Consider the following 13,486-nt stretch of genomic DNA (forward strand, 5'->3'; position numbering starts at 1 on the left):
TTCGTTCGCTCAGGGTGACGATCATAATTATTATCTCGGCTTGTACTTCGCTTCTTCAAATAATTTTGCTGCCGGCATTTTCATCAAGGTGTCCAGTGAAGTTCTTTCATGCGCATCCATCCATTTGTCTACGATCTGCCTGCCCACAAACTGACCGATATTCCCTGGTGATGACTCACCCAGTGCTGCCGTATTGGGCGCATCTGTGAGGTAATCGCGTGCCGTATTCGGATCATTGCTGAATAGCAAATCGTTTTGTACAAAAAAGCTCCATACCTGCTGCTCATTATGCCGGCAAAAAGTAAGCTGTTGCGCTGTATAACCGGTTCTGATGCTATCGGGCAGTTCAGGTAGCAGCTTTTCCAGCAGGTACTGTCTTTTGCCGGATTCTATCATCTGCTCTATCAAAGGTTTTCCACTGCTTTGATCCGGATACATATCGTCTACGATATTCCTGATGCAGTTCACCGTAATATATTGTGGCTCGAAGCGCCGCGAAACAAAGGCAGGGTAAAGCGCCTGGCCCTGTTCATCCTGGTACAAAGGATAATCTTTACCCATATACAACTGCAGCCCTACGGCCAACGCATCTTTTGTAATGATATTGCCGTAACTGTTGATAGGCCCGATGAAAGTAATCAACCGGGTGGGTAGTTTATAAGAAGGAAAATAATAATGCAGGAATTGCAGCCCCCTTTTCAGGGAGTTTTCAACCGGACTGAAATCGGCATATTTTTTTGCCGATGCCTGGGCCAGGCTCTGGTAAGTACGGATGAAGCGTGGCACATCTTTGAATGCACTGTCGGGCGTTGTTCCCAGTATATTGAACAGGAAGTCCTGCGTAAAGCCGGGGTATCTTTCGGCCAGTTGTTGCAGTGACCGGTTGAGGTGACTGGTATCCAGCGTGAAGAAAGGGATTTCAAATCGTTGTACCTCCAGGTTGATCCTGATTCCAGAAACATCGGGTGTTGACCTGTGGCTCCTGCAGGCCACAGCCACCAATAATATCCATCCAATCCATACTGATTTCCGCATGCCGAAAACTTTGAGCAAAGATGCACGAACGGGAGAAAAAAATATGCTAAAAGTTCAGGAACTTTGCACCATGAAAATTTGCCTGGCACAACAGAATTACCATATCGGGAATTTCGAATACAATATTGCTAAGATCATAGAAGCCATTGAGGCCGCCAAGAAACAGGGAGCCGATCTCATCCTCTTCACCGAAATGTGCGTTTGCGGTTATCCGGCCAGGGACTTTGTAGAATTCAACGATTTCATCAACAAATCGTATGCAGCCATCGATGTCATCAAACAACACGCCGATACCATTGGCGTATTGGTGGGCGGTCCGGCCAGGAATACCACACACAAAGGCAAGAGCCTCTTCAACGCTGCTTTTTTCCTGTATGAACAGGAAGTAAAAGCCGAGATACACAAGACATTGCTGCCTACTTATGATGTGTTCGATGAGTACCGTTATTTTGAACCCTCGTACGAATGGAAGGTGATCCCTTTCAAAGGAAAAAAACTGGCCGTAACCATTTGTGAAGATATCTGGAACCTCGGCGATAACCCCTTGTACCGCATCTGTCCGATGGACGAGCTGGTCAAACAGGGGCCTGATCTCATGCTCAACCTCAGCGCTTCGCCCTTTGATTATACACACGATGAAGACCGCAAGGCGGTGATCAAATCGAATGTGCTCAAGTACAAGCTACCCATGTTTTACTGCAATGCAGTGGGCAGTCAGACCGAAGTAGTATTCGATGGCGCTTCTCTTATTTTCGATAAACAGGGTAACCTGTGCAAAGCATTGCCGATGTTTGAGGAAGCTATTGAAACCGTTGTACTGAATGATGATGGCAGCCTCGATGCCCCCATCCTGGAACCTGCCAGCCGCGTTCCCGACAAAGAACTCAACCCCGCTACGCTGGAACCTGAACTGAATATTGCACAGGTATATGATGCGCTCATACTGGGTATACGCGATTATTTTGGCAAGATGGGTTTCTCCAAGGCTATCCTGGGATCTTCGGGTGGTATTGACTCTGCCGTTACGCTCGCACTGGCCTGCGATGCCCTCGGAGCAGAAAACGTACGCGCCATTCTCATGCCATCACCCTATTCTACTGAACATTCCGTGGATGATGCTGTGCAATTGAGTAAAAACCTGCGCAATCCTTACGATATCATACGCATTGATGAAGTGTTCCAGGCGTTTACCCATACACTGAAACCCATTTTCAAAGACCTGCCGTTCTCATTGGCTGAAGAAAACATGCAGAGCCGCAGCCGTGGTAACCTGCTCATGGCCATTGCCAACAAGTTCGGTTATATCTTATTGAACACATCCAACAAAAGTGAACTGGCAACAGGTTATGGTACATTGTATGGCGATATGGCCGGCGGGTTGGGTGTACTGGGCGACTGCTACAAACTACAAGTCTATGCCCTGGCACATTACATCAACCGGAACAAGGAAATCATTCCGCAAAACATCATTACAAAAGCGCCCAGCGCCGAACTGAGACCCAACCAGAAAGACAGCGATAGCTTGCCCGATTATGCAGTGCTCGACCAGGTATTGTATCAATACATAGAAAGAAGAATGGGCCCTTCCGAGATCAAAGACATGGGATTCGACCAGGTATTGGTTGACCGTACACTGAAAATGGTCAATTCAAACGAATACAAGCGCAATCAGTTTTGTCCTATCATTCGTGTATCGCCCAAGGCCTTTGGTGTAGGCAGAAGAGTGCCCATCGTAGGTAAATACCTGAACTGATCATTCGTGTATCACCATCAATGGTATGATGCTGTGGAATGCCAGCATGCGTGTATGACTTTTATGGAACAGTCCTTCAAACCAGCCATGTTTTTTAGGAATGGTAATCACAATCTGTGAATGCTTTTCCTTTACAAATGCGTTGATGGCATCGGTAAAATCGGGATTGTCTACGAAGAAATAATGCGGGCGGCATCCTTCCAGCAGGGTATCCAGCATGAGGCTCTCATAAGTAAATGTATCGTCGTATTCTTTGTTGTGGTATACATTGAGTACAGACAAGCGGGCGCCTGTAGCGCTCAACAGGCTTTTGATGGATCCTACCGGTGTGGTCTCCACCACTTTTTTATAATCACAGGCAAAAAGCACTTCCTGAATGGGAACAAATGAAGCCTGTGCAGGAACTATGATCACGGGATAGGTACTGTGTCTGGCAACACTTACCGCATTGCTGCCAATCAGGGTCTCTTCCACTCCTCCCGCCCCGCTGATACCCATTACAATGAGATCGGCACCGGTTTCCTGGCAAACACTATCGAGCCCTTCGGAAAGCACATTGAAAGCACTGAAAGTTTCGAGGCTGATGGTACCCGCCGCTTCTTTTAACTGTGACCTGAAACGATCCAACGCTTCTTCACTGTTCTTTTTCAGTTCATCGATATCGAACAATTGAACCGTAGGCATCATGGGATCGATCGTAACGGGCGACTGGTAAGCATTGTACAATACCACGCTTTTAACGCCTACTTGTTTGGCTAAACCCAACGCATACAGCGCGGCATTGGTTGCCGTTGCTGAAAAGTCAGTGGGGATGAGAATCTTATTCATACTACAGGTTTTCAATAATACCCGCAATACCCTGGCCTCCTCCTACACAAGCCGTTACCATGCCGTATTTCTTTTTGAGGCGCTTCATATCATTCAAAAGTTGCACAGTGAGTTTGCAACCGGTACAGCCTAAAGGATGTCCCAATGCAATAGCTCCCCCGTTGATGTTTACGATATCGGGGTTCAGTCCCAGTTCCCGGATCACCGCCAACGATTGTGAAGCAAATGCTTCATTCAACTCTATCAACTCAATATCGTTCAGGCTCATGCCTGCCTGTTTCAACACTTTGGGTACTGCCGCTACAGGACCAATGCCCATGATGCGCGGGTGCACGCCGGCCGATGCACAATTCACCAGGCGGCCCAATGGTTTCAGTCCCAGTTCCATCATCATCTTCTCACCCATGACAATAGCAAAAGCCGCACCATCGCTGGTCTGGGAAGAATTACCGGCCGTTACACTGCCTCCCAATGCAAAAGCAGGCTTGAGTTTGGCCAGCACCTCCATATTGGTATCTGCACGAACCCCTTCATCGGTATCCACTGTATAAGAACGAACTGCTTTTTTACCTTTCTCATTCAGGTAAGTTTCTTCAACCGTAATGGGTAATATCCCTGTTTTAAAATAGCCTTCCTGTATGGCATGCATGGCTTTCTGGTGAGACCTGAAAGCAAAGGCATCCTGATCTTCCCGGCTTACTTTAAATTCTTTCGCTACAGCTTCTGCCGTCAATCCCATACTAAGATAATAATCGGGTTCCTCTTTCGCAATGGAATAGGCCGGTACTGTTTTCCAGCCGGCTGTTGGAACGAGGCTCATACTTTCCGTACCGCCCGCCACAATGCAATCTGCCATACCTATTCTGATCTTGGCAGTAGCAATGGCAATGCTTTCCAGTCCACTGGCGCAATACCGGTTGATGGTAAAGCCGGCTGTATCGATACCCAGCGCCCGCGCTGCAATGATCCTGCCAACCTGCAATCCCTGCTCGGCTTCCGGCACTGCATTACCTACGATCACATCATCTACCCTTTTGGCTTCCAACTGCGGTACAGATGCCATCAATCCTTTGATCACATCCACGGCCAGGTCATCCGGACGGTAGAAACGAAATCCTCCTTTCTTACTCTTGGTAACCGCTGTACGGTATCCGGCAACTATATATGCTTCCTGCATGATCGATTTTTTTCTCTACCAAATATACGCTTTTCTGCATAAAGTTGTTTATGCAACTAAATCCTTGTTTTCTGTCTTATCTTCGCCGCATGAGTCTTTATCCTCTTATCCGTGAACTGTTGTTCCGCTTTCCACCTGAAAATGTGCACTATTTCTCCATGAACCTGTTGCAGGGCGCCTGCCGGGTGAACTTACTTAAAGAGATGATAGAGAAGCAGTTCAGTGTATCTGATGCACGGCTAAAACGGGAGTTATTCGGACTTACATTTCCGAACCCGGTGGGATTGGGCGCAGGCTTTGATAAAAATGCCTTGTACCTCGATGAGCTGGAAGCATTAGGATTCGGGTTCGCTGAAATTGGTACGGTAACGCCCTTGGGCCAGCCGGGTAATGACAAGCCCAGGTTATTCAGGTTGCCGGCCGACCAGGCATTGATCAACAGGATGGGATTCAACAATGACGGGGTGGCTGCTGTAGCAGCAAGATTGAAAAAAAGAAAAGAACGTTCGGCTGCATCAGCGTTGATCGTTGGCGGCAATATTGGCAAGAACAAGATCACCAGCAATGAAGATGCCTGGAAAGATTACCACACTTGTTTCGATGTGCTGTTCGACTGCGTGGATTATTTTGTGGTGAACGTGAGCTCGCCCAATACACCCGGACTGCGCGAATTGCAGGAAAAAGATTCCTTGAAAAAAATATTGGGCAACCTGCAAAACAATAACCAGGGCCGTCAACATCCCAAGCCTTTGTTACTGAAGATCGCTCCCGATCTCACGAAAGAACAATTGGATGATATTGTTTCCCTTGCATTTGAAGTGCGGCTGAGCGGACTGGTAGCTACCAACACTACCATCAGCAGGGAAGGTCTTCGCACCAGCGATACGCGCATTACAGCAATCGGTGCAGGTGGATTAAGTGGCCGCCCCGTAAGAGAAAGAGCGACCGAAATAGTACAATACCTTTCAAAACAAACCAACGGCAATATTCCTATCATCGCCAGCGGCGGGATTTTTACCGGCGCCGATGCAGCAGAGAAATTATCGGCCGGCGCTTCACTGGTACAGGTATGGACCGGTTTTATTTATGAAGGCCCCTCTATTGTGAAACGTATCTGTACCCATCTGCTGGACTCCTGATGCATCTGTAATAACAGTCTTATTGGCTTTATCTTTGTAGGGAACAGAGATGCTTATGCCACAACAAAAACTTTATAAAGCATTTGTCCATGCCTTTCATGGGTTGGGCAGTTTTTTCCGGAACGACAGGAATGGGAGGATACACTTCCTGGCAGCAATAGCAGTTATTATTGCCGGCATCATTTTTGGCTTATCGGCAGTTGAATGGTGCCTGGTTATGTTGTGTATTGCAGGCGTAACGGGATTTGAGATGCTGAACCATGCACTCGAAAAATTTTGTGATGCCGTTCATCTGCAAACGCATCCGCTCATTAAAATAGTGAAAGATGTAGCAGCCGCTGCCGTACTTTGGTGGGCCATCATCAGTGTGGTCATCGCGCTGTTTATTTTCTTACCTAAAATAATTGCCATCATATGAGTCTCAGGCTTTCCAGTCTCAGCCGAATGCTGTTGCTGTCGGTTTCATTTACGATGGCTTTGCTGGCATTCCGTATGTTCCGCACACACACGCTGGAATATGGCTTCTATGTATGGAATACCTTTTTGGCCGCCATACCTTATTTCTGCAGCAATCAACTGGTTCATTGCAAAAAAATGAATGGAGTAGCCATTTTGCTCCTGGCAGGATGGCTATTGTTCTTTCCCAATGCGCCTTATATCATTACCGACCTGTTTCACTATGAAGAAAAACCAAATTTTCCGGTGTGGTACGATCTTATACTGGTAACATCTGCCACCTGGAACGGCCTCATACTGGGCATCGTATCCCTGATGCGGGTAGAAGCATTTCTAAGCGATCACATGAAACAGGTATGGGTAAAACTCTGTGTATTTGCAAGCCTGTTCCTTTGTGGTTATGGCATTTTTATGGGCCGGTACCTTCGTTTCAACAGTTGGGATATTGTAAACAAACCAAAGGAATTGGCTTATTCATCTGCCGATCATATTCTGGCGCCACAGCATCACCTTAAATTATGGGTATTCACTTTTCTATTTGCCGTTTTATTGAGCCTGGTGTACTTCACATTAAAAAAACTACCCCGCCTATTACAGCAGGGCAGCTAAATATCCATCAATCTTATATCGATCAGAAATCAAATCCCAGTGAGAAATACCACATGGGTTTGCCTCTGAATACACCTTTCATCGGCCAGCCAGCATCGAGCTTCATGAAGTATCCCAGCAGGGTACTGCGTACACCAAAACCATAGCCGCCTGCAAAGGGACCCAGTCCGCCTGCATCGATGTGCACAACAGGTGAAGGGATCGGAAGGCCATTGGCATCGTAATTATAATACACTTCCGAAGGACGCTTGATGCCATTGTAATTTCCATTCCAGGCAGTTCCCAGATCAATAAACTGTGTAACCTGGAAATTACGCAGGAAAGCATTATTGATAGGCCTATTGATGAGTGTAGCAAATACCGGAAACCGCAATTCGCTGTTGATCACCACTGCATTGTTACCATTAGCCACGTTTTGCTGGTAGCCTCGCATATTCACGGCAAGTGATTGGTAAGCATAGGAAACATCGGGCGCCGGCTTGTTCTGGTCATTGAACTTGGGTCCTACCCATCCGTCTACACCACCCAGATAATAAATGATCTTCTGTCCACCCCATGAGAAATCTCCGGCTGCACGTGCAGCCCAGATAAAGTTCCGGTAGATCTTCAGGTAATGTCTCCCATCAAATCCGAAATTATAAGTAGGCTTACCATTGTTGTTCGCTACCGATTTTGCAAACGGCACATTGATATCGAGGTATACTTTATACCGCAACCCGTTCCAGATATTTTGTGTTGGGTTGATGGTATTGTCGTGTACATATTCCAACCGGCCCACTGCAAATTTTGTCAGCGAATCGGGCAAAGGCAGGAAGAGCGGATTGGTGGCTTTGAGTATAAAACGGTCTGTCCGCAAACCGATGGTTGCCCGCAAGCTTTTCACTTCATTGAACGGATAAGTGAAGTTGGCCTGGTACAGATTGGTAACCAGTTTTTGCGCAACGGTTGTATAGAATTGTCCGCCTCCCGGTGTAGTAAGAATGGCATCGGCAGAGTTGGAAATATTACTCCTGTAATAAGTAAGTCCCCAATCGAGCCGCTTACGCAGGTTCTGGAAGCTGAAGAAGATATCCTTGTCCTTCAGATCGGTACCCATCCGAACACCACCCAGGAATTTGATGTCTTCCATCACATCACTCACACCTAATTGCAGGTTAAAGTTCAGGTCGTTGCCATTGTTCAGTTGTATGGGCCCTGATCCTCCGCCATAGGGTTGGTAACGGTTGATGAGTATTTTATTAGTGAATCCGGTGATCACATAATCGCTCGAGAACTTGAGACGGTAATCGAATAGTTTAGACCTGCCAAGTGCCGATGACTGTGCAGCAGTGAGATCGCGTTGATTGGCGTGTACTGTAGTGGTATCGGGCTTTTCATTTGCAAACTCATTCTGGAAAAAGTCTTTTGCTTTCGGCCTGCTGGTATCGGCGGCCGCTTTTTTATCATAGATGATGGCTTTGCCTTCGGCCGCTTTTTGCGACTCGATCACTTTTTTCATGTATTCGGTGGGCCTTGCATTCACATTCCGTTTGTTCAGCGCCTGCTCATCTACTTTTAGTTTATACAGGAATTTATAATCGCCTTCCCTGCGTACTTCACTTACCTGCCCGTTGTTACCGGCGATCCTTGTTTCCAGCAGCGAGCTCTGGTAATTGGTAATGGGGAAGGTATAAGTAGAATCTTTGTACACCTGGAAATAACTTACGCTATCAGGTTCCTGTTTCTGCCATGCCAGCAGGGTAGAATCGAAATCTTTGGGTGTAGGATTGCGCAGCAATTCATCACCTATATAATATAAAGTATCCAGCCCGGTTCTTTTTGTAGCGAAGAAGCCAGCCCAGCGGTTATCGATACCATTCTCATCAGACACATAAGTGAAGTGATTGTTATTATACTGCATAGGGAATTTGGCATTACCCTGTTTGAGGTTGGTCAGTTGTGTGATCTGCTTCTCTTTGCTGTTGTTGAGAATATCGATCATGAAAATATTATAGCGGTAATTGCTGGGCAATACGGTATCTCCGCTGGGTGCATGCGGAGAAGGTCTGTTCGATGCGAAAATGATACCCGACTTATTGGGAAAAGTAACATAAGTAGGGTTCAGGTCGTCGTACACATCATTGGTGATCTGCTCTGTTTTCTGCTGCTCTATTTTATACGTGAAGATATCGGTATGTCCATTCTTCACAGCGCTCAATATAAGTGTATTGGCATCGAGCATGAACGAAGCATCCAGTATCTGCTCGAACCCGGTGATCTCCTGTTTGAAACGCTTGAAGCGCGCTACCACATCATACACAAACATTTTAGTTTTACCTGCTTCCCAGTACACGACCAATAACCTCGATCCTTTGCCATCCCAGGCCAGTATCGGATAACGCGGATTTACATCGGCCTGGTTGGTTCGTACACCACTCTTCAGCAACACCTGGGCATTGTAATAGTTTTCCATGAGCTTCACACTGTAAATGCCTTTCTTGAATTCAACCACGGCATACGTAGCGCTCTTCGGATTGGGGTTGGCCTGGAAACGGAAATAATCGTTCTTGGAAACGTCTTCAGAAATATTCAATTGCCCTTTGGGCGCATTTCTTCTTTGCCGGATGTCCTTGATATAACGGTCCTGCTCGAAATTCATGAAATCGCTGAGCACTTCTTTGAATTTCTTTTTACAAACCCGCAGGCAGGCATTGTTGAGGTTCTTGTAGATGCGGGCCAGGTATAAGAGATATGAAATATTTTCTTTCCGGTATTTCTCGCCTATATAATTCCAGAAAGCTTGTCCGGCCAGCAAAGGCTTTTCAAAAGCAAACTGGTAAAACGAATTATACCTGCCGCTGAGTATGGCGCTTTTGAGCTCGTCGTCTTTTTCGGTACTCCAGGGTTCTGCTGCATAAGCTACATAACCGTCTACCATCCATTTGGGCAGGTCCAGCAAAGCCTGGTTACTGGCGAATTCGCCAATATCATCTCCAAACAATAAATTATCGGTAAGGGTTCTGGCAATGCCTTCACGTATCTGGCGCTTCAGGTGCTGGTGGTCGCCATCGAAATACACCACTATCTTATTGTTCACCAGTTTGGTTAGTCCGCCTGCACTCTGCCAGTCACTGCCCAATCCTATATTGCTGCTCTTATAATCGTTGTAGTTGTTATACACTACAATATTGGCCCGGCGTTGTAAAGAATATTCAATAAAATTTTCAACGGATTTCAATTCTTCTTCTGCCACCTGGGCTACGAACTTCCCCAGCTCTACCCCACCCTGCGATACATAGGTGTTGAAGTTGGGCGACTGGTAGAACTTCCAGACGAATTTCTTATGCTGTACACGGTTCTTGCCGAATTCTACGGTATTCACCTGCGCAGTCAATAATAAAGGAGACAAAAAAAATGCAAAACCCATCCATTTAGCAATACAATTCCGTTGCATATCCGAACTTTAGTGTTTTAAAATTAGTCATTTACCATTAAACCCCTCACAAAAATACAGGTATGCTCCAGGTAAAGTCTTTCACCTTCAGCCCCATTCAGGAAAACACCTATCTCCTCTATAACGACCAGGGCAAAGCTATCATAATTGATCCCGGTTGTTACTTTACCGCTGAACAGGAAACGTTAAAAAATTTCATAAAAGATACGAAACTCGAGCCGGTGCAGTTGCTCAATACCCACTGCCATCTCGATCATGTATTCGGCAACAAATGGGTGCATGAAACGTACGGACTTGAATTGTACCTCCACGCGAATGAAGAAGCCGTGCTGCAGCGGGCTCCGGCATCGGGAGAAAGATGGGGTATGCCTTTCAGTAATTATGTGGGGCCGTTGCATTTTCTTGCGCATGGCGACAAGGTACAACTGGGCACAGACCAATTACAGGTGATCCTCGCTCCGGGTCATTCACCCGGCAGCATTTGTTTTTACCATGCGGCGCAAGAATTTCTGGTGGGTGGCGATGTGTTGTTTCATGAAAGTATCGGCAGAACCGATCTGCCAGGCGGTGATCATGCAACCCTGCTCAACAGCATCCGGGAACAATTATATGTTCTTCCCGAATCGGTTACTGTTTACCCTGGTCATGGTCCTTCCACCACTATCGGTCATGAAAAAAGGCACAACCCTTTTGTAAGAGTTGCTTAATGCTTAAAAATTTTGATTGTACCGTTATCTCGCTTCCTGCATCATGGCTTTCGTATACGCCATGATGAACATAGCGCCCAGGTTTTTCTGCGGCGGGATATAATCGTCGAACTTTTCTTTGTATCCACCGGTGAACCTGCCCTGGAGCGTTTTCCAAAGATCGTCCCAAACCAGGTCTTTACCCTGCCTTAACCGTTCACTGATCGCATCGATCAGCCCCTGGTTCAGTACGCCGGCTGCTACCTGTTTGGAAGCGATGATCTGTGCAGACGGACATATTTTCAATATATCGTTCAGTTTCTGGTATCCGCCACAACTACCCAACAACACGATCCTGGCGCTGGGTGGCAGCCGGTTGATTGTTTCCTGCAGGTAATAACTGTGTCCGCGGTGGATCACGATCGTTGGTTCAAGGTTCTGCACGTCGAGATAGCTGATGAGACTATCCTGCGCTTTGGTATCGAGTTCTTTGGTTTCATCGAGCGGCAGGTTGGCATAGATGGTAATAGGTGTACCCTTGGCAGAGTTGATCTCTACCCAGTAAGGTTTACGGATGATCTTCCAGTTATTATTACTGAACCTGCTGAGAAAGGCGCTGAAATAAACCGCCGCATCTTTATCGCCATAAGAAAACTGTTGCATGATGATGCGGCCGGTGCCATTTTCCAATCCTTTCAGCGGCATATAATATACCGGGTCGATACCCAGCAATGCAGTAACATCTACTTTATGCACGGAATCCATCGACTCGAAGATGGTGTTGAGTAACCGGTAGATCACTTTGCCTTTGGGAGTGCCGTGCTTTTCGGCTGTTTTCAGGTTTTGCTTCACTTCATCGAGGATCAGGTTCCTCAGCTCATCATTGTATATGCTGGCATAAGAATCGGCTACATCCACCGCATCCTCCAGTGTAGGTGTTTTTTCCAGTCCGTCTACGAAGTGCCGCATCAGCTTCACGGAACTTGGTTTGCTCATGCGCTTCAGGAAATCGTCCAGCGTATTGTACGAGGCCGACATTTTAATGAACTTCTTATAAAAATCATGGTGTACCAGGTCCAGCAATGAATCTGACGAGGGGTGTTTCATCCGCTGGAATATGCGCGGATATACGCCTACCACAAAACTCGAAGTGTAAATATCTTCTTCTGCCAGCACCGCCAGGTAATACAACTCTTGTGCATTCAGCGGTTCCAGTACTTTAAAACGCACTTTCTCATTCGACACATCGTGCAAAGCATTGATCTCATTGATGTATCGCTCTATTGCTTTGAAACGCAACCGCTCTGTTAATACGTTTTCCGCCATGGGTATATCGCCACGTTCTATACGTTCTGCATAACCAATACGGGTCCTCACCAATAGCTTATAATACCCATCGGTAGAATCATTTTCAACATAAGGACGGATAGATTCCAGGGTCAATTTGCCATGATAGAGATCATCGAGGAAAGGGAAATACATCCTTCCGGTATTCATGGTAGACAGCTTACTGATCAGCTTTACCAATGGATCTTTATTGCTGCGTATCCGCCTGGCAAGCGCGTCGGAAGCTTTTGCGTAATCGTATAATTTATCCTGGTTATGAAACGCGGCCCGCGTGATGAGGCTGTCGGCATAAGAATTATCGGGATACCTGCGCAGGATCGGGAGAATATTTTCGGGATCGCGCTGGCAGGCTTTGAGCACCAGCACATTCTTCGCTTTATCGAAATCGGGATTGTCTTTAAAAGCAAAGTTGTCGAGCAGGATATTGCCTACTTCTATTTCGTTATCGGTGATCACGGGAAGAATAGAAGCGCCTTGCTGTTCCAGCTTCATCGCATCTTTAAATGCTTTCACCAGGGCCGGCAGCATTACACTGGGTATGGCTTTGAGCTGGTATTGCGAAATGAAACCGGTGAGCATTTCATTGATGCCCCGCAGCCATCTGAATTTAGCGTTGTTATCGAGCGATTTATCCAGTTCAATCTCGGCCCGCATATTGTTGACGGTGATCCGTACAGAACGGTTGATGGCTACGTTGAGCCTGGGGTCGCTGGTAATAGGAAAAATGGTATCCTTTTTATTGTGCAGCTTACTGATGACCTGTAATGAGTTGAGGATTTTGTCGTGATGTAACTGACGGATCGCCGGAACGGGTGGCACCGGCAGCTCTTTCTGAGCCCATGAGCTGGCCGCCGTTATCAAAAATATCCCCGCGGCTAAGTAAAATTGCTTCATTTTCATAGGGTATTACAAAAATACTGCCAAAAAAGGAGAAAAGACGCATGCCGGGGTGGTCATGGTGTTAACAATTAGATAATGGGTAGTAGCTGCCGGGTCGGGGGTTTAAAATTAATTTTGCGTAAA

General features: G+C 46.6%; 10 protein-coding genes. 5 read left to right on the plus strand and 5 right to left on the minus strand.

What is annotated here, in order from left to right:
* Positions 1–30: 30 nt before the first annotated feature.
* Positions 31–1,035 (minus strand): hypothetical protein, encoded by a 1,005-nt coding sequence (locus SEDOR53_RS0101600; protein ID WP_051416439.1) that lies wholly within the window; start codon positions 1,033–1,035, stop codon positions 31–33.
* Positions 1,036–1,105: 70 nt separating this feature from the next.
* On the opposite strand from SEDOR53_RS0101600, the gene SEDOR53_RS0101605 reads away from it, so the two are divergent.
* On the plus strand, positions 1,106–2,788 hold the full coding sequence (locus SEDOR53_RS0101605) for an NAD+ synthase (RefSeq protein ID WP_026768136.1): 1,683 nt from the start codon (positions 1,106–1,108) through the stop codon (positions 2,786–2,788).
* On the opposite strand, the gene SEDOR53_RS0101610 is transcribed toward SEDOR53_RS0101605, so the two are convergent.
* The gene (locus SEDOR53_RS0101610) at positions 2,789–3,616 is read right to left on the minus strand and encodes a universal stress protein (protein ID WP_026768137.1); all 828 of its coding nucleotides are present in this window, start codon (positions 3,614–3,616) and stop codon (positions 2,789–2,791) included.
* A gap of 1 nt (position 3,617) precedes the next feature.
* A complete protein-coding gene (locus SEDOR53_RS0101615; protein ID WP_026768138.1) occupies positions 3,618–4,793 on the minus strand; it encodes an acetyl-CoA C-acyltransferase in 1,176 nt (391 codons plus the stop codon).
* Positions 4,794–4,882: 89 nt separating this feature from the next.
* Between SEDOR53_RS0101615 and SEDOR53_RS0101620 the strand changes: the two genes are divergently transcribed.
* Genes SEDOR53_RS0101620 through SEDOR53_RS18455 form a run of 3 tightly spaced genes read left to right on the plus strand, consistent with a single transcriptional unit; the run spans position 4,883 to position 6,997 of the window.
* On the plus strand, positions 4,883–5,932 hold the full coding sequence (locus SEDOR53_RS0101620; RefSeq protein ID WP_037360350.1) for a quinone-dependent dihydroorotate dehydrogenase: 1,050 nt from the start codon (positions 4,883–4,885) through the stop codon (positions 5,930–5,932).
* 55 nt (positions 5,933–5,987) lie between these two features.
* Positions 5,988–6,350 (plus strand): diacylglycerol kinase family protein, encoded by a 363-nt coding sequence (locus tag SEDOR53_RS0101625; RefSeq protein WP_051416440.1) that lies wholly within the window; start codon positions 5,988–5,990, stop codon positions 6,348–6,350.
* Positions 6,347–6,997, plus strand: coding sequence for a DUF1361 domain-containing protein (locus SEDOR53_RS18455; protein ID WP_051416441.1), 651 nt, complete (start codon positions 6,347–6,349; stop codon positions 6,995–6,997). Before SEDOR53_RS0101625 ends, SEDOR53_RS18455 begins: the two co-directional genes overlap by 4 nt.
* 22 nt (positions 6,998–7,019) lie before the next feature.
* Here the strand turns inward: SEDOR53_RS18455 and SEDOR53_RS16825 are convergent, their stop codons facing one another.
* Complete coding sequence (locus SEDOR53_RS16825; RefSeq protein WP_232214701.1) at positions 7,020–10,430, minus strand: hypothetical protein; 3,411 nt, start codon at positions 10,428–10,430, stop codon at positions 7,020–7,022.
* A 62-nt stretch (positions 10,431–10,492) separates the two neighbouring features.
* Here SEDOR53_RS16825 and SEDOR53_RS0101640 point away from each other — a divergent pair, with 62 nt between their 5' ends.
* Positions 10,493–11,137: an MBL fold metallo-hydrolase gene (locus tag SEDOR53_RS0101640; protein ID WP_026768141.1), complete on the plus strand. Its 645-nt coding sequence runs from the start codon at positions 10,493–10,495 to the stop codon at positions 11,135–11,137.
* Between the two features lie 24 nt (positions 11,138–11,161).
* Here SEDOR53_RS0101640 and SEDOR53_RS16830 read toward each other — a convergent pair whose 3' ends face one another.
* Positions 11,162–13,357 carry a hypothetical protein gene (locus SEDOR53_RS16830; protein WP_051416442.1) on the minus strand — a complete coding sequence of 732 codons (2,196 nt, stop codon included), beginning with the start codon at positions 13,355–13,357 and terminating at the stop codon, positions 11,162–11,164.
* Positions 13,358–13,486: the final 129 nt, after the last annotated feature.

The sequence above is a fragment of the Asinibacterium sp. OR53 genome (assembly GCF_000515315.1).
GTDB lineage: Bacteria > Bacteroidota > Bacteroidia > Chitinophagales > Chitinophagaceae > Sediminibacterium.

What these genes read in the sequence shown, in the direction of transcription:
- SEDOR53_RS0101610 (WP_026768137.1), bottom strand. Translation starts at nt 3,616, where the DNA reads ATGAATAAGATTCTCATCCCCACTGACTTTTCAGCAACGGCAACCAAT.
- SEDOR53_RS0101615 (WP_026768138.1), bottom strand. Translation starts at nt 4,793, where the DNA reads ATGCAGGAAGCATATATAGTTGCCGGATACCGTACAGCGGTTACCAAG.
- SEDOR53_RS0101600 (WP_051416439.1), bottom strand. Translation starts at nt 1,035, where the DNA reads ATGCGGAAATCAGTATGGATTGGATGGATATTATTGGTGGCTGTGGCC.
- SEDOR53_RS18455 (WP_051416441.1), top strand. Translation starts at nt 6,347, where the DNA reads ATGAGTCTCAGGCTTTCCAGTCTCAGCCGAATGCTGTTGCTGTCGGTT.
- SEDOR53_RS0101620 (WP_037360350.1), top strand. Translation starts at nt 4,883, where the DNA reads ATGAGTCTTTATCCTCTTATCCGTGAACTGTTGTTCCGCTTTCCACCT.
- SEDOR53_RS0101640 (WP_026768141.1), top strand. Translation starts at nt 10,493, where the DNA reads ATGCTCCAGGTAAAGTCTTTCACCTTCAGCCCCATTCAGGAAAACACC.
- SEDOR53_RS16830 (WP_051416442.1), bottom strand. Translation starts at nt 13,357, where the DNA reads ATGAAGCAATTTTACTTAGCCGCGGGGATATTTTTGATAACGGCGGCC.
- SEDOR53_RS16825 (WP_232214701.1), bottom strand. Translation starts at nt 10,430, where the DNA reads ATGCAACGGAATTGTATTGCTAAATGGATGGGTTTTGCATTTTTTTTG.
- SEDOR53_RS0101605 (WP_026768136.1), top strand. Translation starts at nt 1,106, where the DNA reads ATGAAAATTTGCCTGGCACAACAGAATTACCATATCGGGAATTTCGAA.
- SEDOR53_RS0101625 (WP_051416440.1), top strand. Translation starts at nt 5,988, where the DNA reads ATGCCACAACAAAAACTTTATAAAGCATTTGTCCATGCCTTTCATGGG.